The organism is Kribbella sp. ALI-6-A (assembly GCF_001984195.1).
In the GTDB taxonomy this organism is placed as follows: domain Bacteria; phylum Actinomycetota; class Actinomycetes; order Propionibacteriales; family Kribbellaceae; genus Kribbella.
The window spans coordinates 903,915-929,532 of sequence record NZ_MTQN01000012.1 but is presented as its reverse complement, the minus strand read 5'-3'; the positions used below and the strand labels follow the sequence as shown (position 1 = coordinate 929,532).

Annotated in this window: 22 protein-coding genes; 9 read left to right on the top strand and 13 right to left on the bottom strand. The window is 70.5% G+C overall.

The window, feature by feature from the left end; translation table 11 throughout:
- Positions 1-39: 39 nt before the first annotated feature.
- A complete protein-coding gene (locus BWI15_RS30860) occupies positions 40-1,620 on the bottom strand; it encodes an alkaline phosphatase D family protein (protein WP_077018048.1) in 1,581 nt (526 codons plus the stop codon).
- Positions 1,621-1,775: 155 nt separating this feature from the next.
- Between BWI15_RS30860 and BWI15_RS30855 the strand changes: the two genes are divergently transcribed.
- Complete coding sequence (locus BWI15_RS30855; RefSeq protein ID WP_077018047.1) at positions 1,776-2,258, top strand: GNAT family N-acetyltransferase; 483 nt, start codon at positions 1,776-1,778, stop codon at positions 2,256-2,258.
- A gap of 3 nt (positions 2,259-2,261) precedes the next feature.
- On the opposite strand, the gene BWI15_RS30850 is transcribed toward BWI15_RS30855, so the two are convergent.
- The 5 genes from BWI15_RS30850 to BWI15_RS30830 all read right to left on the bottom strand — a co-directional run bounded on the left by BWI15_RS30850 (position 2,262) and on the right by BWI15_RS30830 (position 7,940).
- Positions 2,262-3,671, bottom strand: coding sequence for a diguanylate cyclase domain-containing protein (locus BWI15_RS30850; protein ID WP_237771532.1), 1,410 nt, complete (start codon positions 3,669-3,671; stop codon positions 2,262-2,264).
- Between the two features lie 216 nt (positions 3,672-3,887).
- On the bottom strand, positions 3,888-4,646 hold the full coding sequence (locus BWI15_RS30845) for a sugar phosphate isomerase/epimerase family protein (RefSeq protein ID WP_077018046.1): 759 nt from the start codon (positions 4,644-4,646) through the stop codon (positions 3,888-3,890).
- Positions 4,647-4,675: 29 nt separating this feature from the next.
- On the bottom strand, positions 4,676-5,491 hold the full coding sequence (locus tag BWI15_RS30840) for a sugar phosphate isomerase/epimerase family protein (protein ID WP_077018045.1): 816 nt from the start codon (positions 5,489-5,491) through the stop codon (positions 4,676-4,678).
- Positions 5,488-6,780: a dihydrodipicolinate synthase family protein gene (locus BWI15_RS30835; protein WP_083751115.1), complete on the bottom strand. Its 1,293-nt coding sequence runs from the start codon at positions 6,778-6,780 to the stop codon at positions 5,488-5,490. Before BWI15_RS30835 ends, BWI15_RS30840 begins: the two co-directional genes overlap by 4 nt.
- Positions 6,777-7,940, bottom strand: a complete 1,164-nt coding sequence (locus BWI15_RS30830) for a Gfo/Idh/MocA family protein (RefSeq protein WP_083751114.1) — start codon at positions 7,938-7,940, stop codon at positions 6,777-6,779. Before BWI15_RS30830 ends, BWI15_RS30835 begins: the two co-directional genes overlap by 4 nt.
- 1,665 nt (positions 7,941-9,605) lie before the next feature.
- On the opposite strand from BWI15_RS30830, the gene BWI15_RS30825 reads away from it, so the two are divergent.
- Complete coding sequence (locus BWI15_RS30825; RefSeq protein WP_237771531.1) at positions 9,606-11,174, top strand: threonine/serine ThrE exporter family protein; 1,569 nt, start codon at positions 9,606-9,608, stop codon at positions 11,172-11,174.
- Positions 11,175-11,226: 52 nt separating this feature from the next.
- Here BWI15_RS30825 and BWI15_RS30820 read toward each other — a convergent pair whose 3' ends face one another.
- Together BWI15_RS30820 and BWI15_RS30815 are read right to left on the bottom strand one after the other, a co-directional pair.
- Positions 11,227-12,753, bottom strand: coding sequence for a DUF4185 domain-containing protein (locus BWI15_RS30820; RefSeq protein WP_077018044.1), 1,527 nt, complete (start codon positions 12,751-12,753; stop codon positions 11,227-11,229).
- Between the two features lie 109 nt (positions 12,754-12,862).
- Entirely contained in the window at positions 12,863-14,113 is a 1,251-nt protein-coding gene (locus BWI15_RS30815) for a glycosyltransferase (protein ID WP_077018043.1), read from the bottom strand.
- A gap of 287 nt (positions 14,114-14,400) precedes the next feature.
- On the opposite strand from BWI15_RS30815, the gene BWI15_RS30810 reads away from it, so the two are divergent.
- Together BWI15_RS30810 and BWI15_RS30805 are read left to right on the top strand one after the other, a co-directional pair.
- Positions 14,401-15,609 carry a 3,4-dihydroxy-2-butanone-4-phosphate synthase gene (locus BWI15_RS30810; protein ID WP_077018042.1) on the top strand — a complete coding sequence of 403 codons (1,209 nt, stop codon included), beginning with the start codon at positions 14,401-14,403 and terminating at the stop codon, positions 15,607-15,609.
- Positions 15,609-16,316 carry a class I SAM-dependent methyltransferase gene (locus BWI15_RS30805; RefSeq protein WP_077018041.1) on the top strand — a complete coding sequence of 236 codons (708 nt, stop codon included), beginning with the start codon at positions 15,609-15,611 and terminating at the stop codon, positions 16,314-16,316. Before BWI15_RS30810 ends, BWI15_RS30805 begins: the two co-directional genes overlap by 1 nt.
- Here BWI15_RS30805 and BWI15_RS30800 read toward each other — a convergent pair.
- The gene (locus tag BWI15_RS30800) at positions 16,299-16,961 is read right to left on the bottom strand and encodes a hemerythrin domain-containing protein (protein ID WP_202817772.1); all 663 of its coding nucleotides are present in this window, start codon (positions 16,959-16,961) and stop codon (positions 16,299-16,301) included. The genes BWI15_RS30805 and BWI15_RS30800 overlap by 18 nt on opposite strands.
- 59 nt (positions 16,962-17,020) lie before the next feature.
- Between BWI15_RS30800 and BWI15_RS30795 the strand changes: the two genes are divergently transcribed.
- The 4 genes from BWI15_RS30795 (at position 17,021) to BWI15_RS30780 (ending at position 19,937) form a co-directional block, all read left to right on the top strand.
- Positions 17,021-17,638, top strand: a complete 618-nt coding sequence (locus BWI15_RS30795; RefSeq protein WP_077018039.1) for a TetR/AcrR family transcriptional regulator — start codon at positions 17,021-17,023, stop codon at positions 17,636-17,638.
- 86 nt (positions 17,639-17,724) lie between these two features.
- The gene (locus BWI15_RS30790) at positions 17,725-18,132 is read left to right on the top strand and encodes a cyclic nucleotide-binding domain-containing protein (protein WP_077018038.1); all 408 of its coding nucleotides are present in this window, start codon (positions 17,725-17,727) and stop codon (positions 18,130-18,132) included.
- Positions 18,110-19,177, top strand: coding sequence for an adenylate/guanylate cyclase domain-containing protein (locus BWI15_RS30785; protein ID WP_077018037.1), 1,068 nt, complete (start codon positions 18,110-18,112; stop codon positions 19,175-19,177). Before BWI15_RS30790 ends, BWI15_RS30785 begins: the two co-directional genes overlap by 23 nt.
- 34 nt (positions 19,178-19,211) lie before the next feature.
- On the top strand, positions 19,212-19,937 hold the full coding sequence (locus BWI15_RS30780; RefSeq protein WP_077018036.1) for a GNAT family N-acetyltransferase: 726 nt from the start codon (positions 19,212-19,214) through the stop codon (positions 19,935-19,937).
- Positions 19,938-19,947: 10 nt separating this feature from the next.
- Here the strand turns inward: BWI15_RS30780 and BWI15_RS30775 are convergent, their stop codons facing one another.
- On the bottom strand, positions 19,948-21,216 hold the full coding sequence (locus BWI15_RS30775; protein ID WP_077018035.1) for a DUF1700 domain-containing protein: 1,269 nt from the start codon (positions 21,214-21,216) through the stop codon (positions 19,948-19,950).
- Positions 21,213-21,545, bottom strand: a complete 333-nt coding sequence (locus BWI15_RS30770; protein ID WP_077018034.1) for a PadR family transcriptional regulator — start codon at positions 21,543-21,545, stop codon at positions 21,213-21,215. Before BWI15_RS30770 ends, BWI15_RS30775 begins: the two co-directional genes overlap by 4 nt.
- Positions 21,546-21,725: 180 nt before the next feature.
- On the opposite strand from BWI15_RS30770, the gene BWI15_RS30765 reads away from it, so the two are divergent.
- On the top strand, positions 21,726-22,646 hold the full coding sequence (locus BWI15_RS30765) for a helix-turn-helix domain-containing protein (RefSeq protein WP_077018033.1): 921 nt from the start codon (positions 21,726-21,728) through the stop codon (positions 22,644-22,646).
- Between the two features lie 13 nt (positions 22,647-22,659).
- Here the strand turns inward: BWI15_RS30765 and BWI15_RS30760 are convergent, their stop codons facing one another.
- Together BWI15_RS30760 and BWI15_RS30755 are read right to left on the bottom strand one after the other, a co-directional pair.
- On the bottom strand, positions 22,660-23,211 hold the full coding sequence (locus tag BWI15_RS30760) for a hypothetical protein (RefSeq protein WP_077018032.1): 552 nt from the start codon (positions 23,209-23,211) through the stop codon (positions 22,660-22,662).
- 27 nt (positions 23,212-23,238) lie between these two features.
- A complete protein-coding gene (locus BWI15_RS30755; protein ID WP_143465995.1) occupies positions 23,239-25,560 on the bottom strand; it encodes a glycoside hydrolase family 95 protein in 2,322 nt (773 codons plus the stop codon).
- Between the last annotated feature and the right edge of the window lie 58 nt (positions 25,561-25,618).

Sequence of the window (25,618 nt, the reverse complement as noted above, 5' to 3'; positions counted from 1 at the left end):
CGTCCGGCTGGGCGCAGCGCCCAGCCGGACGAGGCGAACTCAGCCCGCGTGCACGTGCGGGGTGCGGTCCTCGACGACGTACGTCGCGCGGGTGCTGATCGGGGCGCCCGGCGTGGTGACGTAGGGGACGACGCGGAAGTCCGAACGCCAGCGGTCCCGGTCGACGCTGACCCGGACATAGCCGCGCTGGGAGTTGAAGAACTTCAGGTGCGGGTTCGCGGCCAGGAACTGGTTGCCCTGGTCGGTGGTGTCGGAACCGTCGCCGCCGCTGGTGATCGACGTCCCGACGAACTCCGTGCCGACCGTGGCCGAGCCGGGGTCGGCGTAGTCGCGCTTCAGCTCGAGCGCGTAGTTCTGGTGCCGGTCACCGGTGATCACCACCAGGTTCCGGACGCCGGCGTCCTGGGCCGCGCCGAGGACCTCGTTGCGCTCGGCAACGTAACCGTCCCACGGGTCCAGCCAGACGTGCGTCTCCGGGCCGGGGGTCCAGTCGGTCTGGCCCATCGGGGCCTGGTTGCCGAGTACCTGCCAGCGGGCGTTCGAGCGGCGGAACCCGTCCAGCAGCCAGGCCTTCTGCTTGCCGCCCAGCATGGTGTTGTCCGGGTCGAACCGATCGTCGCAGGTCGCCGAGGCGCCGTCGCCGCACGGCTGGTCGGAGCGGTACTGCCGGGTGTCCAGCATGGTGATGTCGGCCAGGCGCCCGTACGGCAGCCGTCGGTGCAGCCGCACGTCCGGTCCGGAGGGCATCTGGTCGTGCCGCAGCGGCATGTTCTCGTACATCGCCTGGAACGCCTGCGCGCGACGGGCCCGGAACACCGCGGGGTCCTGGTCCGGCTCGGTGTCGGCCTGGGACAGGTCGCCGGCCCAGTTGTTCTCCACCTCGTGGTCGTCGATGGTGTGGATCCACGGGTGCGCGGCGTGCGCGGCCTGCAGCGGCGCCTCGGACTTGTACAGCGAGTACTGCAGCCGGTAGCGGGCCAGGTCGAACGTCTCGGTGTGGAACCGCGGATCGGTCACCACGCCGCGCCGGTTCGTCCGGACGCCCGACTCGTAGAGGTAGTCGCCCAGGTGCACGACCAGGTCGAGGTCCTCGGCGGCCAGATGGTCGTACGCCGTGAAGAACCCGTCCTGCCACGCGTTGCAGGACGCGAACGCGAACCGCAGCTCACGGGGCGAGGAGAACGGGTGCGGCGTGGTCCGGGTCCGGCCGGTCGCCGAGATCTCCTGACCGGTGCGGAACCGGAAGTAGTACTCGTGGTCCGGCTGCAGCCCGTGGACCTCGGGGTGCACCGAGTGGCCCAGCTCCGGCGTGGCCAGCACGCTGGAGCGGCGGACGACGTGCCGGAACTGCGCGTCCCGGGCGACCTCGTACTCCACCCGGATCGGCTTGGCGGGCATCCCGCCGCGGCCGTCGACGGCGAACGGGTCCAGGGCGAGCCGGGTCCACAGCACCACGCTGTCGTACCGCGGGTCGCCGGAGGCCACGCCGAGCGTGAACGGGTTGCCGGCCCGGCCCGGTACGGCGTACGTGGTCGAGGCGTCCCAGGCGCCGGTGCCGAGCAGCACCGCGGCGGTACCAGCACCGCCGTACCCGAGAAAACGACGACGAGACACAGACATACGGATCCTCCTGAGCGGGGAGAGGGGGTCCCGGTCAGCCTCCAGTTGTCAGATGACTCCCGCCGGACCGCGAAACGACCCGCAGGTGAACGAAAGTGCTCGAAGGGTGGGGCGTGACCGAGCGGCAGGTCCGAATTCCCGGGCAGGATGGCCCCATGCACACCGACGACCGGATCCGCCGGGCCCGCGCGGCCGACATCCCCGCCATCGTGGACCTCGTCTACGCGCTGGCCGAGTACGAACGTGAGCCCGCCGCCTGCCGGCTGACCGCCGAGCAGCTGGAGACCGCCCTGTTCGGCCCGTCACCCGCGGTCTTCTGCCACGTCGCCGAACTCGACGGCGAGGTGGTCGGCTGCGCCCTGTGGTTCCTCAACTTCTCCACCTGGCGCGGCGTGCACGGCATCTACCTGGAGGACCTCTTCGTCCGCCCCGAACACCGCGGCTCCGGCCTCGGCAAGTCCCTGCTCACCGCCCTCGCCCAGGAATGCGTCCAGAACGGCTACGAACGCCTCGAGTGGTCGGTCCTCGACTGGAACACACCCGCCATCGACTTCTACCGGGCCCTCGGCGCCACCCCGCAGTCCGAGTGGACGACCTTCCGCCTCACCGACGCCGGCCTGAAGGCACTCGGTTCGTGAACCTCAGCTCCGGCTGCGCTGCTTGGCCTGGTACATCTCCTGGTCGGCAATACGCAGCAGCTCGTCGAGGTCCGCGGTGTAGGGGCTGACGACCGCCGTACCGATGCTGGTGGTGACCGGCACGTCGATGCCCTCCAGCGGGCGGTTGACCGACTCCTCGATCCGCCGCATCAGCGTGGCCAGGTCGGCGCCGTCGATCTCCTCGGCCAGTACGGCGAACTCGTCGCCACCCAGGCGAGCGACCGTGTCACCGCTGCGGACGGCGGACAGCAGCCGGTCGGCGATCTCGCGCAGGGCCTGGTCGCCGGCTTCGTGGCCGTACTTGTCGTTGACCTGCTTGAAGTGGTTCAGGTCGCAGAACAGCAGCACCCCGCGGCGACCGCTCTGCCGGGACCGTTGCAGCGCGGCCGCGAACCGGTGCTGCAGCAACCGGCGGTTCGGCAGGCCGGTCAGCGCGTCGTGTGCGGCGTGGTGCTGCAGCTCGCGCTCGGTCTCCTTGCGGGCGGTCACGTCGTCGATCTGGATCAGGATGATCCGCGGCTGGTCCTTGCCCTGGTCAACGATCGCCGCCGTCCCGCCGAGCCAGATGTCGTGGCCGTCGGCCCGCCGGAAGGTCCGCTCGAACCGGTACGGCTTGTGCTCGGCGGTCAGCAGGTCCAGCTCCCGCTCGGTCTGCCCGGCGTTCTCTTCCTCCAGGTAGTCCATCAGCATCGAGCCGACCAGCTGCTCGGGCGTGTACCCGGTGATCCGGCAGAACGCGTCGTTGACCCGCAGCACCCGGCCGGCGTCGCGCCCGTCGAGCGCGATCGTGGCCATCCCGTTCCCGGCGCCTTCGAAGACCAGCCGGAACGTCGTCTCGCTCGCCTCCAGCCGCGCCTTCTCGGCCAGCAGCTGGTCGGTCAGCCGGGCCTTGTCGATCGCCAGGCCGGCCTGGGTCGCGAAGATCTCCAGCAGCTCGCGGTGGATCGGTCCCGGCCGGCGTTGGTCCTCCGGCAGATCCACCGACAGCATCCCGACCAGCGCGCCGTCCGACGAGTGCAGCGGCGCGAACAACGCGTCCAGCGGGTGCCACGCGTCGGGGTCCGTCGAGATCGGTACGTCCGGCACCCACCCGACCACCTCACCCTCCGGCAGCCGCTCGTGCGGCACGAACCGCAGTCCGCCCCAGACGTCCGCGATCTCGAACTCGGCGTCGAAGATGTCCGCCGCGCTGACCGTGCCGAGCAGCGCCTCGCGCGCCTCCGGCGAGCCCGACACGGCGATCACCTCGAACTTGCCGTCCGGCTGCCGCAGGTTCAGTACGGCGATGCCGAAGCCGAGCCCGTCGACCACCCCGTCGACGACGGCCTGCAGGGTCTCGGCCAGACTCCGCCCGGCACCCATCCGGGCGCTCACCTCGTAAAGACGGCGCACAGCCGTCAACCGTACGGTGGGCTCGTTCTGCACTGCGCTTCTCCGGCGTCACGGCGTCGGCGGCCTCACGGGAACCCCGCCGTGGTGAGGGCCCCCTCACAGAGTGACAGATCACGCCCGCAGAGCAACGGCTCCGGGCATGCCGGTGCCCGATCGTGCTGACTGCGGGCGGTGATCGGTCACATACTGCCGGTGAAGACTGTACGCCGTCCGCGCTCAGTACCGCATGTTCGCCAGTGCTTGGTAGCTCGTCGTCGCGGAGACCCACGGATCGGCCGGCGCGTCGTGCTCGACCAGCCACTGCTCGACCCCGCCGCTCTCGGCGTGCGCGAACATCGCCGGGAAGTCCAGCGTGCCGGCCCCGACGTCCTCCCAGGACCCGTCGGCCGCCATGTCCTTGACGTGCAACGCGGGGAACCGGCCGGGGTGCCCGCGGAAGTAGTCGGCCGGGTCCTTGCCGCCGTTCACCACCCAGTACAGGTCCAGCTCGAAGCCGAGCAGGTCCGGTTCGACCTCGTCCAGCAGGATGTCGAACAGCACCTGACCGTCCACCTCGTCGAAGTCGTGCCCGTGGTTGTGGAACAGCAGCTTCAGCCCGGCCTGCCGCGCGGTCTCACCGGCCTTGTTGAACGCGGCCGCCGCCTCGCGGAAACCGTCCGGCGTACGGAGCTCGGCAGGCAGCGACGGTACGACGATCCACTGCCCGCCAAGGGTCCGTACGTCGTCCAGCGCGCCGTCCCAGTCGTCGGTCAGTCGCGGGTAGCCGACGTGCTCCAGCACGATCCTCAGCCCGGCGTCGTCGGCGAAGCGCCGGATGTCGGCCGCGGAGTGACCGAACCGGCCGCTCACCCCGACGGTCCGGTAGCCGATGCCGGCCAGCCTGTGCAGTGTCCCGGGGTAGTCCTCGGTGAGTACGTCGCGCATCGTGTACAGATGCATGCCGATGCCGTCGGCGGGAATGGTCCGGTCGGTCACGAGGCGGTGCTCCTTCGGAGTTAGGGGCTTCAAGCAACGTGTTCCTGGTAGCGGGCGAGAGCGAGGTCGAAGACGTCCTGGCCGGGTGCGTCCCACAAGTCCTGGTTGAAGATCTCCACCTCGACCGGCCCGGTGTACCCGGCCGCGTCGCAGGCCTCGCGCAACCGGCGCAGCTCGATCGAGCCGTCGCCCATCATGCCGCGCCCGAGCAGGGTGTCGGCCGGCAGTGGAACCACCCAGTCGCTCACCTGGTACGACGCGATGCGCGCGCCGGCCCGCTCGATCTGGCGGTACACGTCGGCGTCCCACCACAGGTGGTAGGCGTCGACGATCACCCCGACCTGCTCGACCGGGAACTGCTCGGCGAGGTCCAGCGCGCCGCCGAGCGACGACACCACGCAGCGGTCCGAGCAGAACATCGGGTGCAGCGGCTCGATCGCGAGCCGCACACCACGCTCAGCGGCGTACGGCGCGAGCTCGGCGAGGCCGTCGCGGATCATGCCGCGCGCGCCGTCGAGGTCGCGGGAGCCGGGTGGGAGACCGCCGCTGACCAGCACGAGCGTGTCGGTGCCGAGCGTGGCGGCCTCGTCGATCGCGCGGCGGTTGTCCTCCAGCTTCGCGCGGCGTTCGGTCGCGTCGGTGGCGGTGAAGAACCCGCCGCGGCACAACGAAGAGACCCGCAGACCGGCGTCGGCGACGAGCTTGGCGGCGCGCTCGACGCCGTACTCCTGGATCGGTTCGCGCCACAGGCCGATCCAGTGCAGCTCGGCCTTGGCGCTCGCCGCGACGACGTCCTCGAGGGGCCAGTATTTGGTAGTTGCCTGGTTCAGGCTGTAGCGGTTCACGCGTCGACTCCGTGCACGGCGAGCAGCTGCCGGAACCGGTCGACCGCCAGGTCCGGCTGCGTCAGTACGCCGGCCTGGTCGGCCAGGCGGAACGTCTCGGCCAGGTGGGGGATCGAGCGGCCGGTCTGCAGCCCGCCCACCATGCCGAAGCCGGGCTGGTGCCCGTTCAGCCAGGCCAGGAAGGCGATGCCGGTCTTGTAGTACGGCGTCGGCGCGGAGAAGATGTGCCGGGCCAGCGGGACGGTCGGCGCGAAGATCTCGTCGTACCGGGCGAGGTCGCCGTCGTCGAGCGCCTTGAGCGCGGCCGCGGCGGCGGGCGCGATCGCGGCGAAGATGCCCAGCAGTGCGTCGCTGTGCCCGTGCTCGTCGCCACGGATCAGTTCGGGGTAGTTGAAGTCGTCGCCGGTGTAGAGCCGGACTGCCTCGGGCAGTCGGTCGCGCAGGGCAACTTCCTTGGCGGCGTCCAGCAGGGAGACCTTGATGCCGTTGACCTTGGCCGAGTTCTCGGCGATCAGGTCGACCACGACGTCGGCCGCGGCGCCGAGGTCGCCGGCACCCCAGTAGCCGTCGAGCGCCGGGTCGAACATCGAGCCGAGCCAGTGCAGGATCACCGGCTTCGTCGACTGCGCCAGGAGGCGGTCGTACACCTTGCGGTAGTCGTCCGGCGAGCTCGCCGCCGCGCACAACGCCCGGCTGGCCATCAGAATCGGCTGCGCGCCGACGTCTTCGGCCACCGCGAGCTGCTCCTCGTACGCCGCGATCACGGTTTCCAGCGAGTGGTTTCCCGGGGGCAACTGGTCGGTGCCCACACCCACCGCGATCCGCCCGTCCGGCGCCTCAGCCGCGGACCGCCGGATCAGCTCCTGCGTGGCGATCCAGTCCAGCCCCATCCCACGCTGAGCCGTGTCCATCGCCTCGGCCACGGAAAGCCCGAGCGACCACAGGTGCCGCCGGAACTCCAGCGTGTGCTCCCAGTCGACGACGGCCGGAGCGCCGGGAGCGTTGTCGCCGAGCGGGTCCGCGACGACATGAGCAGCCGCGAAGGCCAACCGGCTGGTCGAAGGGGAGTAGTTGCCGTGGGCGACGGGTTCGCCGGTCAACCTGTACTCGACGAGCTCACGCCGAGCACCACCCGTCTGCGCTCCGCCGGCGCCGCCCGCGGCACCTCCGGCGGAGACGGATCCCGCGCCCAGCGCCCCGCCTCCGGCGGGCGCACTCCGGGCGGCCCCGCTCTCCCCATCACTCTTCTCCTCCCCGCCGAAGGCGGGGAGCTTCAGCGCGAGCGTCATGCGCGGGCCTCAAGGTCGAGCGCCGGGACCTCCAGCTTGCGGCCTTCCTTCCACGACTGCAGACCGAGCTCCGCCAGCTGCACGCCCTTGGCCCCCTCGACGAAGTCCCAGGTGAACGGCGCGTCGTCGACCACGTGCCGCAGGAACATCTCCCACTGCACCTTGAACCCGTTGTCGAACACCTCGTTGTCCGGCACCTCGGCCCACTGGTCGCGGAACGAGTACTCGGCCGGCAGATCCGGGTTCCACACCGGCTTCGGCGTCGCCGACCGGTGCTGAGCGCGGCAGTTCCGCAGCCCCGCGACCGCCGACCCCTCGGTCCCGTCGACCTGGAACTCGACGAGCTCGTCGCGGAACACCCGCGTGGCCCAGGAGGAGTTCAGCTGCGCGACGATCCCGCCCTCCAGCTCGAACACGCCGTACGCCGCGTCCTCGGCGGTGGCGGCGTACTCGTTGCCCTGCTCGTCCCAGCGGGTCGGGATGTGCACCGCGCCCTGGCAGTAGACCGACGTGACCGGCGCGAAGATCTGGTCGAGCACGTACCGCCAGTGGCAGAACATGTCGACGACGATGCCGCCGCCCTCCTCGGACTTGTAGTTCCAGGCCGGCCGCTGCGCCTCCTGCCAGTCGCCCTCGAACACCCAGTAACCGAACTCGCCTCGCACCGAGAGGATCTGGCCGAAGAAGCCGCCGTCCACCAGCCGCTTGAGCTTGCGCAGACCCGGCAGCGAGAGCTTGTCCTGCACCACGCCGTTCTTCAGCCCCGAGTCCCGCACCAGCCGCGCCAGGTCGACCGCCGCCTCCAGCCCCTCGGCGATCGGCTTCTCGCAGTAGATCGCCTTGCCCGCCTCGACCGCGGCCCGGACGCCCTTCTCGCGCAGCTGGGTGAGCTGGGAGTCGAAGTAGATCTCGACATCCGGCTCGGACAGCGCAGCGGACAGGTCGGTGGTCCAGCGGGTCAGCCCGTACTGCTCGGCGATCCGGCGCAGCTTCAGCTCGTTGCGCCCGACCAGGATCGGCTCGGGAATGATCATCGACCCGTCGGCGGCCGGAATCCCGCCCTGCTCACGGATCGCCACGATGGAACGCTCCAGGTGCTGGCGCAGGCCCATCCGGCCGGTGACGCCGTTCATCACGATGCCGACGCGTCGCTCGTTCACTGTTGCTGCCTTTCTTCGGCGCGGTGCTGCGCTGGTTCGGTCGGGGCGGGGTGCTGCGCTGGTTCGGTCGGGGCGGTCGCGGAAACGCCGTTGAGGTCAGCCGAGCGCGCCGCCCGGCCCGCGGAGCCCCCCGATCCCGCCGGACCGGTCGGCGGCGGGGTCACCGTCGTGCGCGAACATGCTCAGCTCCTGTCCACAAGCCTTGGAAAGGGCTTTCCAAGCGCGTGATCGCAACCTTAGGTGGGCCGTCACGACGAGTCAACCGCTTGCCGATTTCGGCCGGAAAGCGATTGCTCGGTGGGGTGGTGGTGCGGCGCGCCGGGAGGCTTTCGCCGGACGCCGGACGCCGGACACCGGACGCCGATCGCCGGGCCGGGCGCGCCGATCGCCAGGCGCCACCGATCCACGGTCGCCGGTCGCCGGTCGTGGATGCGGATCCCCTTGCGGATTCTTCGAGCTTTCCAACCCGAGCCGCCGCTCCCTCGGCCTGGATCACCCGCCGCCTCGAGGAGACGGCTGCCGCGACCTGCGACCGGTTCCTGACCAGGTGCTCGGCAGGATCAGCGGATGACCACTCGCCTCGGGGCGCCCCGTTGAATCCACCAACGTCCAGCACCCGCCGAACCTGACCTCAGTCACCGCCCAACCCAGTCTGATCCGAAGCCGCCACCGCTGCCCGGTGCTGACGGCCCGCCGCCCTCCACATCACAGGCCGCTCGCACTGCGTACTCCCACCACTCACCAACCTCGGAGTCGATCCCCGATCACCGCCTGGCTGAGCGTGAGCCAGAGCAGGAGCGACGGCTTGGTGAGTGCTGGCCGTCCATGGCCTCGCCGGGTAGCGGACCGTCGGGTTTGCCGACCTCCACCACCCACCGACCTCCCGATCGAGCCTCAATTGGTGTCGGGCCGAGCGTGAGCCGGATCGGCTACCGGGCTAGGTCGGTGCTGCAGGTCGGCCGTGGCGTACGCGAAGGACTACCCGGCACCGGCGCAGCGCGGGAGGGGCGGACCCGGCTCATCCCGCACGGGGACCCCACCGGGGACCGGGCCGCTGAGCCCCAACGGGTCCCCGAGTCCCAGCGCTCACCGACTCGGCGGGCCCGCGGCTTCGCAGCGGGTAGCGAGCAACTCGTTGATCCGTTTCCGGGGAAGCGGGCCGATCAGGTCCCCGCGACCTTGCACCACCCCTTGCCTCGCGGACGTCCACCTCACCAACCCCGCACTTCGGCCTCGGGCACGCTCTGCCCAAGCATGAGCCCGAGGGGCAGCGGCTCGTTGGTGAGTGCTGGCGGTCCGCGACCGCCCCGACCACCCGTTCGCGGCGACGCCCCCGGTCGCCCCGGTCGGTGCGACCGACCTGCACCCCCCACCAACCTCCGGATCGGGCCCCTCCGCGTGTGCCGCCGAGGCATGAGCTGAACGGTTGCAGCCGGTTGGTCGGTGCTGGCGGTCGGTCAGCCTCTAGGGAGACCAGGCAAGCAACTCCCCGCAAAGGGACCAAGCAACCGCCCACCCGCCGACCATCTGACCCGCGGTGACCGATCGGTTGCAGATCTCCCCAACCGCCCCCTCGCCAGGCCGAACGCGCGATGGAGTGCTGGCGGTTCGTTTCGGTACGGCCCTGGGATGGGCGTTAGCGTCGCAGGAGACGAGAGGAGCAGGGTGGCCAAGGGCAAGCGGACCCGCAGCATCGAACCGGACGTGGGGCAGATCCACGAGGTCGGGCAGGACATCCACGGCGTCACGCCGCCCGAAGCCGACCACGACGATCCTGCGGGGACGCGGCCCGGCGTACAGGATCGGACGGAGGCTTTCGTCGAGCGCCGCAAAGGCGGGCGACGAGCCGAGGACCGCTCGGCCTCCGAGGAACAGCAGGCGCGGGACGAGCAGCGTGAGCTCTACAGCACGCTCGACCTGGCGCTCCGGGTCGGCGAGGTGCTGCTGTCCAGCGGCGCCGGTACGGCGGACGCCACCGCGACGATTCTCGGCGTGACCGCGGCCGGCGGGCTGCGGGGGTGTGAGGTGGACATCACGTTCACCTCGATCGCGATCTCCTACCAGGCGGCGCCGGACGTCGCGCCGGAGACGCACATGCGAGTCGTGCGCTACCGGAGCCAGGACTTCTCCCGCCTGACGGACGTCGACCGGCTGGTCCGCCGGTTCGCCCGCGGCGAGGTCACCCGGGAAGAGGCGAGTCGCGAGCTGGCCCGGATCGTGTCCGCCGGGCCGCCGTTCCCGCGGTGGAGTTCGGTGCTCGCGTGGGGCGTGATGGCGGGTGGGGCGACGCTGCTGCTCGGTGGTGGTTGGCTGATCACCTTGGTCGCGGTCTTCACCGCGGTGCTGATCGAGCTGAACAACCGGTGGTTCAGCCGGCAACGGCTGCCCGCGTTCTACCAGCAGGTCGCGGGAGCGTTCCTGGCGACCGCCGTCGCGCTGATCCTGTACGCCGTACACGCGCCGGTGAAACCGTCCCTGGTCGTGGCCGCCGGCATCATCATGTTGCTGGCGGGGATCGCCCTCACCGGTGCCGTTCAGGACGCGATCACCGGGTACTACGTGACCGCATCGGCCCGGCTGCTGGAGGCGATGCTGCTCACCGGCGGCATCATCGCGGGCGTCAGTCTCGGACTCACGCTCGGCCTCAAACTCGGTCTGCCGGTAGCGATCGAGGCGCAGACGATTCAGCTCGCCCGACTCCCGGTGATGGTGGGCGCCGGAGCGTTGATGGCCGTCGCGTTCTGCTACGCGTCGTACGCGCCGCTGCGCTCGCTGCTCCCGGTCGCGCTGGTCGGTGCGGCCGGCTCTCTGGCGTACACCTTGATGGCCAGGGCCGAGTTCGGCCCCGCCTGGTCGACCGCGGCGGCCGCTTTCGTCGTCGGCCTCGCCGGCTACTCACTGGGCCGTCGGACCGGCGTCCCGCCGCTGGTGGTCGTTGTCTCCGGCACGATTCCGCTGCTCCCCGGCCTCACCATCTACAAGGGCCTGCTGGAACTGATGGCCCAAGGCAACCTGATCGGCATCGTCAGCCTCACCACCGCGGTAGCCATCGGCGTCGCCCTCGCCTCGGGCGTCATCCTCGGCGAGTACGTCGCCCAACCCATCCGCCGAGAAGCCCGCCGCCTCGAAGACCGCCTCGCCGGCCCCCGCCTGGTCGGTCCGAGACGCCCGGTCCGCCCCCGCCAGCCCCGCCCCCGCAGAACCACCAGCCGCCGCTCCCGCCGCACTCAGTAGCCGGTGGGCCCTCCTCCGGATACGTCGAGGCACAGATGCTGTTCTGACCGGATCACCGGATCTCCTCGAGCACCACGTCGTCGAGCTGGAACCACACGTCCTGCCCATGCCCCACGAAGCCGGCGTACACCTGCACCAGCGATTCCCGCCCCGAGTCGAACTCCACACTCACCTTCGTGTACGCCGGATGCGCCCCGCCAGGAGAAGCCTTGATCGTCCGGCCCGCCAGCGTCCGTACGCCGATCGCCGTGTCCCGGTTGTTCTCCGCCGTCCGGACCCACGCCGACAACCGGTACCTGTGCCCCGGCTGCACCGCCACGTTCTGCTGCAGCGAGTGCGCGCCGATCGAGTCGCGCAGATAGCCGTTGTTCTTCTCCGTGTGGCCCAGATCAGTGCTGTCGATCCCGCCCCGCCCGTTCAACTGCCAAGGCGCCGACGGCGTCGTACCGGTCTGCTCCTCGAACCCCGGATCGGTGACGAGGTTGGTGGGCGAGCCGTCGTCCGAAAGCTTCGTCCGCATCAGGAACACGTTGTACGGATCCCACTGCGACATCGTGAAGTACAGATCCGGGCCGGACGACCAAGGATGCATGTACGTCCCGTAGAGCCCGGGGAAATCAGTGCCCTTGGCAACAATCCTCTCGCCGCCCCACGGTCCGGTCAGCGACGTCGCCGACCGCAGGACGACCGACGCCCGCTGCTCGTCCAGGTACATCATCAGCCACTTGCCGAGATACGCGTTCCACTGCACCGACACCTCGCTGATCGGCCCGATCGCGATCGGTACGGCGGTACTCTCGCGGGCCGACCATCCCCGCCCGTCCCAGTAGCGCCAGGCCTTCTTGGTCAGCACCTGCTGCTCCGGAACGCGGGCGAGCTGGGCGTTGCCGAAGCGGCCGTTCGGCGTACCGATCAGGTAGACGTAGCCCCGGTCGCGGACCAGCGCGGTCATCTGGAAGTTGTTGTCCCACTGCGCGGTGTTCTGCCAGCGGGCGTTGGGGTCCTTGGTCCACGTCTCGCCGTTGTCGTCGGAGTACGCGAAGCCGGAGTAGTTGGTGAACCAGCTGCCGGCCGGTCCCCAGTAGTTGACCGACATGTAGTGCACGTACTGGCGCTTGCCGACCGCGATGCCCGCGGTCGGGATCACCGTGTGTTCGTCGCGGTCGACCTTCTTGCAGTCCAGGAACTGCTTGGCGTGCCCGGGCCGGTCCTCGGCGGCGCTGTCGAGCGTCATCCCGTCGGCCAGCGTGCGGTCCTTGCTGCGGAACAGCAGGTTGCAGCGCCAGTCGATGGTCGCCGGATCGCCGACGCCGCCGCCCGGGCCGGTCCAGCCGCTGCCGTAGCTGTCGCCGAACGCGGTCAGGATCTCGCCGGATCCGTTGTCCCACAGGATTCCGAGGTCGGTCGCCTTCAATGCGAATCGGTTCTCGGTGTCGTTGATCGAGCCGGGACCGGTCAGCTTGGCGACCTGTACGGCGGGCGCCGGCACCGGCGCGGCCTGAGCCTGCGGCGGGGCCGAGTCCGGCAGTAGGGCGGCGCCGAGCAGGGCGGCCAGGACCAGGGCGAAACGCTTCTGCATGCGTGTCTCCTAGCGGGGGCGGACGGAGGCGGTACGCGGGAAATCGATTTCTCACGCCAACGTAACCGCCGATCCGTACGAGGTCAACGGCTGGACAACAGGCGGAAGCTCAGCAGCGTTCGATCGCCGTCGCCGCTCGATCGGCAGCCGGCTCGGACAGCAACCGCTCGGAGAGGTCCGCGGCCCGACGGCGGTACGGATCGGTGAGCACCGGTTCGCATGCGTCGAGCAGAGCCGGCTCGGAGAGGTCGGTGAACCTCATGGTCCTGCCCACCCCAAGGCGGACCAGCTGCGTACCCCAGAAAGGCTGATCGGCGAAGACCGAGCACACAACAGTCGGCAGCCCCGCGCGCAGCGAACTGGCCGTCGTACCAGCTCCGCCATGGTGAACGGCGGCGCGACACAGCGGCAGCACCGCCTCGTGGTCGAGCTCGGCGACCACCCTGACCTGGCCGTCGTCCCAAAGGCCCGTCGCGAAGCCCGACCCGGCCCCGACCAGCGCCCGCACCCCCAGCGCGCTGCTCACCTTGCCGATCAGCGCCAACGCCGCCTCCGGATCGAGCACCGGCATGCTCCCGAAGCCGAAGTACACCGGCGCGTCACCAGCCGCGATCCACTCCAGCAATCCGTCGTCCGACGACCCGTGCAGAGCAGCCCGTTGCGCCGGCGTCGGAGTCAGAAATCCGGTCAACGGCCGCCGGGCATCCCACCCAGCCAACTCCGGTACGACGTACTGGCTGTACGCCTGCAACTCCAGCGCCCCGATCCGCGCGAGCCGCTGCGCGCTGGTCTCCTCCGTGCTCGGCAGTCCGAGCTTGGCCCGCAACGAGTTCGCGAACGGCGCGAAGACTGGCCAGCTGTTCCGCTCCACCTCGTCGTACGTCGCCAAGTTCTGCTCGGGCGTCAGCACCTCGGTCGACACCAGCAGATGCGGGAACGCCGCGTTCCGCCGCAGCGGCGCATGGTGCACCGCGACGTACCGCAGCCCTCGGCTCTCCGCGATCACCACACCTTCGAGCTCGGCCGCAGTCCCGGACACCAACACGTCGACGTCGGCAACGAGCTCGAGCAACGCCGCATGCAACTGATCCGTGATCCGGTGCTTGTAGTCGATCAGCCAACCCACGTACGACGCGACGTCGCCCGCCGCCAGCCAGCGCCGCCCTTGCTCGGAGTCGAGAAACTCCCGCGCACTCACCCCCAAATCGACACTCCGTACGCCGAACGCCGTACCGATCCACACCAGATCGGACGACGTCGCCAGCACCACGTCGTGTCCGCGGCTCTGCAGCTCCGCCGCCAGCACCGCCATCGGCTGCGCGTCGCCCCGGCTGCCCATCCCCAGCAAAGCCATTCGCATGAGCCCACCCCTGAGCTTGCAGCGCCGCACGCACGGCACCCGGAGCTCAGATGCTAGAGGTCTGGACCGGTTCAGCTCAGCCCGTTGTCCAGGCCTGGGACCCAGTGCGTGGTTTACTGCAACCGGTGCGATTCCAAGGTGTGACGGCTGGGAGGTGATCCCTGGCCCGTCGGCTCCGCACGGCGTGCGGAGTGACCCGGTGCGGCCGGGGCCACGCGGTGATACCCCGCTCACGTGCTCGGACTCCGTCGGGGTCCCTGGTCATCTCTGGACGCGGGAGTTGACGCATGTTCACAGGAAGAATCGAGCGGACCGCGGTCGTCGCGGACGTGCGCGCCGAGGCGCTCAGGGTCACCGTCGACCCGGAGGTCCCGCTGGCCGCGGGCGGCGCGGTCTGCCTCGACGGCGTACGGATGACGATGCAGACGGTGGAGCCGGGCGCGCTCGTCGCCACGCTCACCGACGAGACCCGCCGGCGCAGCACCTTCGACCGGGTTGTCGCCGGCGCCCGGGTGCACTTCGAACTACCGCTGGCGGCCGGTGACCGGATCGACGGGCACCTGGTCCAGGGCCACGTCGACGGCGTCGGCAAAGTGCTGCGGATCGACGACGAGCCCGCCGGCCGGCGAGTCTGGATCAAGCCGGCCGACCGGTTGCTGGCCCGGCTGGTCGCCAAGTCCTCGGTCGCGCTGAACGGCGTCAGCCTGACCGTCGCCGAAGTGCTGAAGGACCGCTTTTCCGTCGTACTCGTACCGAACACGCTACGCCGTACGACGCTCGGCGCGCTGGCCGTCGGCGACCGCGTGAACCTGGAAAGCGACCTGCTCACCCGGATGGCCCGCGCCGGCCACGGGCCCGAGCTGCTCCGAGCCGTCTCCTCGCTGCCGTGGGCGGGGCAGCTGAGCGGCGAGGTCGGCGTCCAGAAGGTGGTGGCGCAACTCGCGGCCGGAGGTGGGGTCGTGGTGTGGGACCCGACGCTCGAAGGTGAAGGGGACGTCGTGTTCGCCGGTGAGCGGTTCCGGCCGGAGGCGATGATGTTCCTGCTGACGCAGGTCTGTGGGCACACGACGATCCCGTGCGCGGCCGACGTCCTGGCGCGGTTGGAGATTCCGCCGATGCCCGGTGAGGGCGACCGGCAGGGCACGGCGATGCACGTGCCGGTCGATCTCGCGTCGTTGCCGGGCACGGGAGTGAGCGCGGCGGACCGCGCGGCGACGATCCGCCGGCTGGCCTCACCGGATGCCGTGGCCGAGGACTTCCTGCGGCCGGGACACGTGTTCCCGCTGGCCGCGCGACCCGGGTTGCTGGCCGAGCGGAAGGGCCACACCGAGGCGACGGTCGCGTTGTGCGTGGCGGCCGGTCTGGCGCCGGTCGGCGTGTGCTGCGAGGTGATGCGGCCGGACGGCGTGATGGCGGACGCGACCGACCTGGAACAGTTCGCGCTGCGCTGGCAGCTGCCGATGATCGACGTCGACGACCTGGCCCGGTGGTTGTGATGGCCCTGTACGACGACCCGGCGTTCCTGGCCGGGTACCGCGAACTGCGCTGGACCGGGCTCGGCCTGAACGACGAGCTGGAGATCCCGGCGATGGCGGCGTTGCTGCCCGCCACGCCAGGCGGCCTTCGGGTCGCCGATCTCGGCTGCGGCGAAGGCGACCTCGCCGTACGGCTTGCTTCGGCCGGTGCTTCGGTGGTCGCGGTGGATGCGTCGGCCGCGATGCTGAGCCGGACTGTGCACCATCCCCAAATCCGTTACCAGCAAGCGGATCTGGCGCGGCTCGACCTGCCGGAGTCGTCGCTCGACCTGGTGGTGAGCAGTCTCGCGTTGCACTACGTCGAGGACTTCACCGGCCTGGTCGGCCGCATCGGGCGCTGGCTGGTCCCGGGCGGACAGTTCGTCTTCTCGGTCGAGCATCCGGTGGTCACGGCACCGGTCGAAGCCGCCGACTGCGTCGTGGACGACTACGCCGATGAGGGCCTCAGGCAACGCACCTGGTTCGTCGACGGCGTGGTCAAGTACCACCGGACCATCGGCTCGACGGTCGAGGCCTTGCTGACCAGCGGGTTCGTCCTCGAAGCGTTGCGCGAACCTCAGCCCTCGCTCGGCCAGGTGGAACGCAACCCCCACCTGGCCATCCATCGCCGCCGGCCGCCGGTGCTGCTGATCTCGGCGCGGCTGGGCCGATCAGTCGACCGCGAGTGATCCGCGAACCTTCGCGTATCGGCGCAGCAGCAGCGGACGCAGCCACCGGACCGGCGGCGGGAAGTTCGCCATCATGATGTCGTAGCCCTGAGCGCGGGACGGGTTCTCCATCAGGCCGAGCACCCATTCCGGTCCCGCCTTCGGGGCGCCGGCCACGATCGCCTTGCGCAGCGTGATGATCTCGCCGGCCGGAACCTCGGGGAAGAGCCGGACGAGCACCGGCTCCTCGGTGTCCAGGTGGCCGGCCAGGACGTCGCGGACCTCGAGCGCCGCGGGCAGCAGCGACACAGCCCGGGCGGACGCCTGCTCCGCCGGTACGCCGCGCAGCGCGGCCGCTTCGGTGGACAGCTGGCCGAGGGCGCCGTCGAGCTTGTCGTGCTCGACCGAGAGCGCGTCCAGCTGCGCGACCACCTCGGGGAAGCGGTCGCGCAGGACCGGCCAGAACAGCTCGTCCTCGCTCTCGTGATGGTGGTGGACGAACGCGGCCTGCCAGTCGATCAGCTTGATCAGCGTCGCGACCCGGACCGGCCGCCCGTCGATCAGCGCCTGCAGCGCGTCGACGACGAGCGCGGTGCTGCGCCGCATGATCGTGTGCACCGCGATCAGTTCGTCGTACAGCCGCAGGCCCTCGGTGCGGTCGGTCACGGTGACTCCAATTCAGGTGAAGGTATGTCTAATGATTTCCTTCAGCGTAGCCTGAACGGATGACGCCTCGGTCCTACTACTCCCCACGGCGGCAAGAAGATGCCGCCGGCACCCGGCGCGACATCGTGGCCGCGGCCCGGCGGTTGTTCGCGACGCAGGGGTACGCGCGCGTGCCGGTCACAGAGATCGCCGCGGCGGCTGGGGTTTCGGTGAAAACCGTCTACGCGAGCGTGGGCAGCAAGGCCGAGATCCTGACCGAGCTCATCAGCGGCAGCGTGCTGGAGTCGGACGCCGCCGCGTCGCTGGAGCGTGTCCGGGCGAGCCGCGATCTGGACGGAGTGGTCGCCGAGCTGGCCGCCTCGACGCGGCAAGCCAACGAGGCACTGCAAGACGTTGTCGACATCATCTACTCCGCGCTGGGCGCGCACGAGGTGGCCGAGCGGGCCCGGGACGTCAGTACGACGGCGTACCGGGCGGCGCTGCGGGAAGCGGCCGATCACGTGGTCGCGCTCGGCCTGGCCAGGGACGGTCTGAGCGTGGACCGGATCGGTGACGTGCTGTGGCTGTCGTTCGGGTTCGGGGCGTGGCGCACGCTGGTGCGTGACTGCGGGTGGTCGTGGGACGCGGCGGAGGACTGGCTGCGGCAGCAGACCTGCGCGGCGCTGACTCCCCGGTGACCCGGCGGGGGTTCGGACGTTAGAGTTACCGACGGGAAACATCGACTGCGGCGCCGGGCTGAGCCCGGCGGGCTCGGAGGATCGACGTGGCGTTTGGTAGGACGTCCCCCAGGGACCTGCCGTTGTTCGCGGACCTGTCCGGCCGGGAGATCAAGGACATCTTCCGGGCCGGCGAAGAGGTTTCGGTGCCGGCCGGGTGGTCGCTGATCCTGGAGCAGACGCCGCCGGACGCGGCGTACCTGATCCTGTCCGGGACGGCGTCGGTCCGGGTCAAGGGCGAGGAGATCGCCGAGCTCGGTCCCGGTGACATCGCCGGCGAGGTCGCGGTCCGGCAGAACCGGTTGCGGACGGCAACGGTGACGGCGAAGTCCCGGCTGCAGCTGCTGCACTTCACCCGGGAGAAGTTCGACGACCTGACCACCCGGCTGCCGAACTTCCGCGACGCCATCGACGCCACCATCGCCGAACGCCGTGGCCCCCAGCCCAACGCCTGACCCGGCCGCCGAACTGGGGGAGGACCAAGCCCCCGAATCGAGGGACGGACGGGCCTTCGATCGCGGCGCCTCCGGTCCGTCACCTGACCTGGCGGGGCTGGCGAAGGAGTTCGAGCGGGCGCTGCTGGGCGGGAAGCGCGAGTTCACCCGGGTCCAGGTGTCGGAGCGGGCCGGGATCTCGCACGACCGGGCCGAGCGGATGTGGCGGGCCCTCGGGTTCGCGACCGTGCCGGACGACGAGGTCGCCTTCACCGCGGACGACGTGGAGGCGCTCCGGCTGGTGGCGGCGCTCGAGGACGACGGGTTCATCGACCCGGCGGTCGAGTCCTCACTGGCGCGCAAGCTCGGGCAGACGCAGTCGCGGCTGGCGTCGTGGCAGTCCGCGATGTTCCTCGACTTCCTCGCGCAGGCGAAGCTGCCCGCGGACGAGGCGATCGAGGTCGCCGGGATGCTGCTGCCCGCCATGGAACGGCTGCAGACCTACGTCTGGCGCCGGCATCTGGCAGCCGCTGCCGGTCGCGCGGTCGCGGGCTCCGACGAGTTGGCCCGCGGCGTCCGCGCGGTCGGGTTCGCCGACATCGTCAGCTACACGCGCCTGACCCGCCGCCTGAGCGAAGCCGCCCTGGGCGAACTGATCGAGCGATTCGAGGGCATGACCGCCGACGTCGTCGCGCAGCATGGCGGCCGGGTGATCAAGTCGATCGGTGACGAGGTCCTGTTCGTCACCGACACCGCCGCCCAGGGCGCCGAGATCGCGCTCGCGTTGCAGGACCAGGTCGCCACGGCGGGCGACCTGCCCGAGCTCAGGATCGGCCTCGCGTACGGCGGCATCCTGATCCGCCTCGGCGACGTCTACGGCGAGACCGTCAACCTCGCCGCCCGGCTGACGTCGGAGTGCAAACCTGGACGCGTCCTGGCCGACCGTGAACTGGCGGCCGCCCTCGACGGCCACCCGGCGTACCGGGTGCGCCGGCTCCGCCGGGTCTCGGTGCGCGGCTACCACCACCTCACGCCGTACGCACTCCAGCGCGGCATGGACCGCTGACCCGGGCGACAGGGGCTGCGGCGACAATAATTGAGTGCGCGAAATCTTGATCCCGGCAGACCTGACCAAGGCCGCCGACGGGGACGTGAAGGTGTTGTGGGCCGGACAGGGACTGACCAACGGCAGCCGCGCCTGGTACGCCGGGGACGCCGTCGCGGTGGTCGCCCCGGACCTGAACCGGCACGACCGGATCGTGGTGGGCGGGCCGCTCGACGACGCGGCCGCGCTGGTTCGGGACGTGCTGGCCCTGGTCGGTCCGGCGTACCGGCCGTTCGGGGACGAGGAGCTGGTGCGTGGGCTGGTCGAGCGGATCCCGGAGCTGAACCTGCGGGCGACGTTCGGCTGGATGCAGACCGAGGAGTCGCCGGTCGAGACGGTCACGGCCCGATGGCTCGCGGACGACACGGGTGTGGCCGAGCTGCTCGAGGAGGCGTCGCCGACGTCGTACGCCTGGCCGGGTGGGCGCGGCGTGCTGCGCTGGGCGGGAATCTCTGACGCGGACACGGAGTCCGGGAGGCTGCTGAGTGTCGCGGCGGACGCGTGCAGCGCGCCGGAGGTCGGGTTCCTGGCCGGCGTCGCGACGCTGCCGGCGGCGCGCGGACGAGGGCTGTCGCGCCAGGTGTGCGCGTTCGTGACGGCCGAGCTGGTCAAGCGGCACGGGCGCGCTGCGCTGATGGTTGACAAGAGCAACGACGCGGCGATCGGGCTGTACCGCAAGCTGGGCTACAGCTACCACCCGGTGGGGGCGGCGCAGCTGTAGCCCGTCGCGGTCAGCGGGTCGGGGTGACGGTCAGCGTCACGCCCGGCGTCGTCGGCTTGCTGGACGGCGTCGCCGACGGGGTAACCGACGGTACCGGTGTGGGCGTCGTCGACGGCGCCGGAGTGGTTCCGGCCGTCGGGTGGGTCGGCGTGGCCGGGACCGGCGGCGGGACGAACGGTGCCCTGGTGGTGTCGCGGCACTGCTCCGGCCGCGAGGTCTCCGTGGCCGGGTCCGGCTCGGCGACTCCGGGGTCGTGCGACTCGATCACCGCCTGGGGGAACAGGTTGCTGACCGTTGGTCCCCCTTGGCCGTAGGTGGCGTTGCAGTCGTTCAGCGGCTGGTTGAGCGGCTTGCCGTTCTCCGTGTACAGCCGGACGCTGACCTGCCGTCCCTGCTCGTCGAACGGGTACAGGTTCTGGATCGGCTCGCCGTCCAGCGCGAGACCCGTCGTGTAGGGCGGGATGCCCGAGCGGCTGTCGTAGTTGCTGAACGAGAACAGTCCGTTCGACGTTCCGACGAAGCCGGCCGCGAGCGCCGCCGGGACGGCCAGGATCGCGACCACGTTCAGCGGTACGACGTACCAGAGCCAGCGCCTGTCCTGCTGGCTGCGCCGTCCGATCCAGACCGACACCCCGGCGCCGGCGATCGCGCCGACCACCGCGACGGCTCCGGCGCCGAACAGCGCGAAGAACCCGCCGCCGCCGAGCATGCCGCGAGCGACCCACCAGACCGGCTGGCCGATGCTGACCAGTTCGCTGCGCACGTTCGGCGGGATCTGCGCGATCAGCCCGCGGACGAACTCAGCCCCCTGGGCGCCGCGCGGGGTGTCCAGCACGATCCGCGGGCTCCGGTCGCCGAGGGCGCGCACGCCGAGCAGCGCCGCGCCGAACAGCACGCCCGCGCCGATCAGCAGGAAGAAGCCGGCCGGTTCGCTGGATCCGCTGAACAAGCCGATCAGCATGAAGAACGGTCCCACCGTTCCGGCGATGATTGCCCACCGCAACGACCGTTCGGCGGCGTCGCGATCCTGCGCCGGTGGCCGCGGCGACGTGGGGTAGCCGGCCGCGGTGCGCAGCTCGTCGGCGTACTGGCGTGGGGTGCCGAGCCGCTCCCGGAGCTGGGCCTCGGTCGGCTCCTGCTCGAACTCGGCCGCGACCTCGGTGAGGTGACTCGCGACGTCGTCGAGCACGTCCTCCAGCTCACCCGGTGGCAGGTCGGCCAGCTCCGCCTTGACCTGCGCCAGATAGGTCGCGATCGTTCCGGTCAGGGTGCTGTTCACGCCGCCTCCTCCTTCTTGGTCAGCAGGCCCGCCATGGTGCCGGCGAAGTGGTTCCAGGTCTTGGTGGACTCGGCCAGCAGGTCCAGTCCGGTCTGGTTCAGTCCGTAGTACTTGCGGTGCGGCCCTTCCTCGCTGGGCTGCACGTACGACGTCAGCGCGCCGGCCGCGAACAGCCGCCGCAGCGTCCCGTAGACCGAGGCGTCCGCGACGTCCTCGAGCCCGGCGGCCCGCAGCCGCCGCAGCACGTCGTACCCGTATCCGTCGGCGTCGCGCAGGACGGCGAGCACCGCCAGGTCCAGCACGCCCTTGAGCAACTGGCTCGGATCCATCGACCTCTCCCGCTGTCGGCCACACCTTCGGCGCACCGCCGCCCCGGGCCCCTCAGACCGGACCGGCGGTGCTCTGCCGTTCACACTACTACACATCCCGCAGTAGTCCGCATCGCCCACACCGACGGGTCCGCAAGTTCGATCAAGTCCGGCCGCCCGTGCAGGCGGCACAGTGGGGACATGAAGGATGTGTACGCCGAGTTCGTGGCGGCTGTGGCGGAGAGCCTGGACGGCTCCGGGGAGGTGGTGAGCGCAGACGCGCTCGCTCGCCGGGCGTACCTGTCCCGGTTCCACTTCGACCGGGTGATCAGTGCGGCGGCCGGGGAGCCGCCCGGCGCGTTCCGGCGCCGGCTGCTGCTCGAGCGAGCGGCGTACCGGCTGCTGGCCGAGGACGTCGGCGTGCTGCCGATCGCGGTCGACGCGGGCTACGGCTCGCACGAGGCGTTCACCCGGGCCTTCGCGCGGGCGTACGGGATGTCGCCGCGTGCCTGGCGGTGCGAGCCGTCCCGGGTGTTCTTCCTGGCCGCGCCGAGCGGCGTGCACTTCCAGCCACCAGCGGGGTTGCGGCTGCCCGCGCGGAGAAAGGTGTCAGGGATGGACGTTCTGGTCCGGATGGTCGAGCACCACGTGTGGCTCACCGGCGAACTGATCGAGCGGGGTGCCCGGCTCGACGCCGCGGCGCTGGACCGGCCGATCGAGCTGTCGGTCGAGGGGATCGACGACGACACGTCGATCCGGTACCTGCTGGACCGCCTGGTCTGGCAGGAGGAGATGTGGCTCGCCTCGGTCGAGGACCGGCCGTTCCAGGTGCCGGAGTGCGGTCGCTCGGTGACGACACCGATCCCGGAGCTGCGCGACCGGCACGCCTCCGCGGGCGCGCGCTTTGTTGCCCTGGTCAACAGGCTGAACGACGAGGGCCGGTTCGACGAGAGCTTCGTCGACACCACCTGCGAACCGCCCAGAGTGTTCACCTACGGCGGCATGGTGGCGCACGTGCTCACTTTCGCGGCGCACCGGCGCTGCGTGCTGGTCGGCGCGTTCCACTCCGCCGGCGTCACCGACCTCGGCTTCGGCGACCCGATGCAGTTCGTCGCGGGTTAGCCCCTGCGCCTGGTCAGTCGCACTGGGAGGGCGTGAACTCGTCGAGCGAGGACACCCGGTACTCGTCGTCGTAGTTCGGTGACACCCCGGGCGTCGACTTCACCGTCCGCGGTACGCCGTACCGGACCTCGCCCGGCTTCAGCGCCTTCAGGTCGTTCGGCGTGAAGGTCGTTAGTCCGCCGAACGATTCGTGGCCCTCACCCCAACTGCGGACCCGGTACGCCGTCCCCGGCCGCAACTCCGGGACCACCGTGACCGGCTCCCAGTCGGCGCTGCCGGTCGCGACCGGGATCTGCTGGACCGACTTGGATCCCTCCCGCGCCGTGTAGACGGCGATCGGAAGCTCCCGGCCGACTCCTGGTGACAGGTGCTCAGTGCGCGACTCGTCGAAGATCTGCAGCTCGACCATGTCACCTTCCTTGCAGTCCTGCAGCACGATCACCGGGCGGCCGGCGTCGTCGACGGTCATGCCGACCTTGGCCGCGGCGGGCCGGGGGCCACAGCCGGTCAGGACAGCGGTCGCACAGAGCACGACCGCTGTCAGACCCATCGACGCGTGGCGCATGCGCTCAGGCTAGAACCCGGTGGGGTCCTACCGGTGGGCGCTGATCCGGGCCGTCTCGCCCGGGCCTAGGTCGAGATCGATCAGCTGGTCGCCCACGCGCACCTGCTGCGGAGCCGAGGTGGCGGCCGCCGTGAGGTCGGCGCTGACCAGCTGTCCGTCCGCCCAGGTGAGGTCGACGGTGTAGCCACCCCGGGCCCGCAACCCGGTGATCGACCCCGTCGGCCAGGCGGCCGGCAGGGCGGGGAGCAGCTCGATCTCCGTACCGGTCGACTGCACGAACAGTTCGGCCATCGCGCCGGTCCCACCGGAGTTGCCGTCGAAGGCGTAGATGTTCTCGTCCACCCCGGCGATGCCGGCGACGGAGTACGAGAGCAGGTTGTCCTCGCTCGCGTCCGCGATCAGCTGGCGGACGTGCTGTACCGCGAGATCCCCCTTCTGCAGGCGTGCGTAGAACGCGATCAGGTTCGCCTCGACCCACTCGGTCTGCTCCCACCCGTCGACGCGCTGCCGGCGCTCGATGATCACCTCGGCCGCGCGGGCCAGCTCGGGCGTCGTCCGCGGGGTGATCTGCCGCTCGGGGTAGAGCGCGATCAGGTGCGAGGTGTGCCGGTGGTTGGGCTCGGCCTCGTCGAAGTCGTGCAGCCACTCCTGCAGCTGCCCGTGCTTGCCGATCTGGAACGGCGGCAGCTTCGCGCGGGCGGCCGCCAGTTGCGCGCGGAAGTCCTCGTCGATCCCGAGCAGCTCCGACGACTCGCTGCAGATCCGGAACAGGGCTTCGATCAGGACCCGGTCGGTGGTGTTGCCGAGCGAGATCGAGCACTTGTCGCCCGACGGCGCGACGTACCAGTTCTCCGGCGAGTCCGACGGCCCGCTGAGCAGGTAGCCGGTGTCGGGGTTTTCGGTCAGGTAGGCCAGGAAGAACTGCGCCGCGTCCTTCAGCACCGGGTACGCGCGGTCGGCCAGGAACGTCAGGTCCCGGTGGTACTCGAAGTGCTCCCACAACTGCAGCGAGATCCAGATCCCGCTGGTGACGTGCAGCCCCCACCCGAGCCCCCAGCCCGGCGCGGTGTAGCTCCAGGCGTTGGACACCGTGTGCGAGACCCAGCCCGGCGCGCCGTACATCTCGGCGGCCGTCTTGCTCCCGCTGGCCCGAAGCCCGTCGATCAGTCCGAACAGCGGCTGGTGACACTCGCCGAGGTTGGTGATCTCGGCCGCCCAGTAGTTCTGCTGGGTGTTGATGTCGAGGTGGAAGTCGTTCGTCCAGGGGCCGCCCGAGGCGCGGCCGTCGTTCCACAATCCCTGCAAGGCAAGGGGAAGTGGGGAGTTGGCTCGTGAGCCGGCGATGGTGAGGTACCGCCCGTACTGGAAGTACAGGGCAACCAATTCGGGATCCTCGCCACCCTTCGCGAACAGCTCGCGCCGCTCGTCCGTCGGCAGTTCCCGGACCGCTGGGTCGCTCGAGCCGAGATCCACTCCGACTCTGCCCATCAGTGCCGCGTGGTCTTCCCGATGCTCCTGCTTCAGTACGTCGTAGGCCGGCAGGTCCTCGAGCAACGCCCGCGCCTGTGCGGTCGGGTCTGTCCCGCGCCAATCGGTGCCTACAGCAACAATCGCCGTGACGGTGGTGGCGCCGTTCACCGTCAGCTTGTCCTCGCCGGCCTCGACGTCGCCGTCGGTCAGCACCTTCGCGTGGATCTCGACCGTGCTCCCGACCATGCCGTTGCTGTGCAGGCTCTCGTACGCGTGCCCACGCAGTACCAGCGTCTCGCCCTCCACCGTCACCTCAGCAGGAATCGCATCCGCACTGAAGCCGACCGTGTGCTGCACCGGCGCGCTGCTCCTGATCTGCGCCACCAGCACTCCGGCGACGTTGGTGGCAAACACCTCCCGCTCGAAGCTCACGCCACCCTTGACGAACCGCGACCGCACGATCGCGTCGTCCAGCTCCAGCGACCGCTCGTATCCGCTGATCTCGCCATCGGCCCGGTGCTCGACCACCAGTTCCGGCAACGGAACATTCGTCCCGAACGACGACGGCCGCCCCGGCAGATGCTGATCAGCCAGCGCCTGCGCCTCGGCGTACTCGCCACTCAGCAACAACCGCCGAATCTGCGGAAGGTACTTCAACGCGGTCGAGCTGACGTCGCTGTCCCCCGGCGCCCCGGACCAGGCAGTGGCCGCGGACAACCGAACCCGCTCGGCGTGGTTTCCGGAGAAGACCATCCCTCCGACGTTCCCGTTTCCCACCGGCAGCGCTTCGAACCACCGCTCCGCGGGCGCGTCGTACCACAACCGCCCCGCTCCCCGGCCGCCCGTTTCGTCCTTCTGAACCACCTCACGCTTGAGCACCCGCCAACCCTAGATCCCGGGAACGGCTCAGTGCGAGCCTTTCCTATATCCGAGACGA

Bases quoted from the DNA above. Each gene is read 5' to 3' on its own strand.
- BWI15_RS30815 (WP_077018043.1), bottom strand. From the start codon at position 14,113: ATGCGAATGGCTTTGCTGGGGATGGGCAGCCGGGGCGACGCGCAGCCG.
- BWI15_RS30805 (WP_077018041.1), top strand. From the start codon at position 15,609: ATGGCCCTGTACGACGACCCGGCGTTCCTGGCCGGGTACCGCGAACTG.
- BWI15_RS30860 (WP_077018048.1), bottom strand. From the start codon at position 1,620: ATGTCTGTGTCTCGTCGTCGTTTTCTCGGGTACGGCGGTGCTGGTACC.
- BWI15_RS30770 (WP_077018034.1), bottom strand. From the start codon at position 21,545: ATGGATCCGAGCCAGTTGCTCAAGGGCGTGCTGGACCTGGCGGTGCTC.
- BWI15_RS30765 (WP_077018033.1), top strand. From the start codon at position 21,726: ATGAAGGATGTGTACGCCGAGTTCGTGGCGGCTGTGGCGGAGAGCCTG.
- BWI15_RS30855 (WP_077018047.1), top strand. From the start codon at position 1,776: ATGCACACCGACGACCGGATCCGCCGGGCCCGCGCGGCCGACATCCCC.
- BWI15_RS30835 (WP_083751115.1), bottom strand. From the start codon at position 6,780: ATGACGCTCGCGCTGAAGCTCCCCGCCTTCGGCGGGGAGGAGAAGAGT.
- BWI15_RS30810 (WP_077018042.1), top strand. From the start codon at position 14,401: ATGTTCACAGGAAGAATCGAGCGGACCGCGGTCGTCGCGGACGTGCGC.
- BWI15_RS30795 (WP_077018039.1), top strand. From the start codon at position 17,021: ATGACGCCTCGGTCCTACTACTCCCCACGGCGGCAAGAAGATGCCGCC.
- BWI15_RS30820 (WP_077018044.1), bottom strand. From the start codon at position 12,753: ATGCAGAAGCGTTTCGCCCTGGTCCTGGCCGCCCTGCTCGGCGCCGCC.
- BWI15_RS30760 (WP_077018032.1), bottom strand. From the start codon at position 23,211: ATGCGCCACGCGTCGATGGGTCTGACAGCGGTCGTGCTCTGTGCGACC.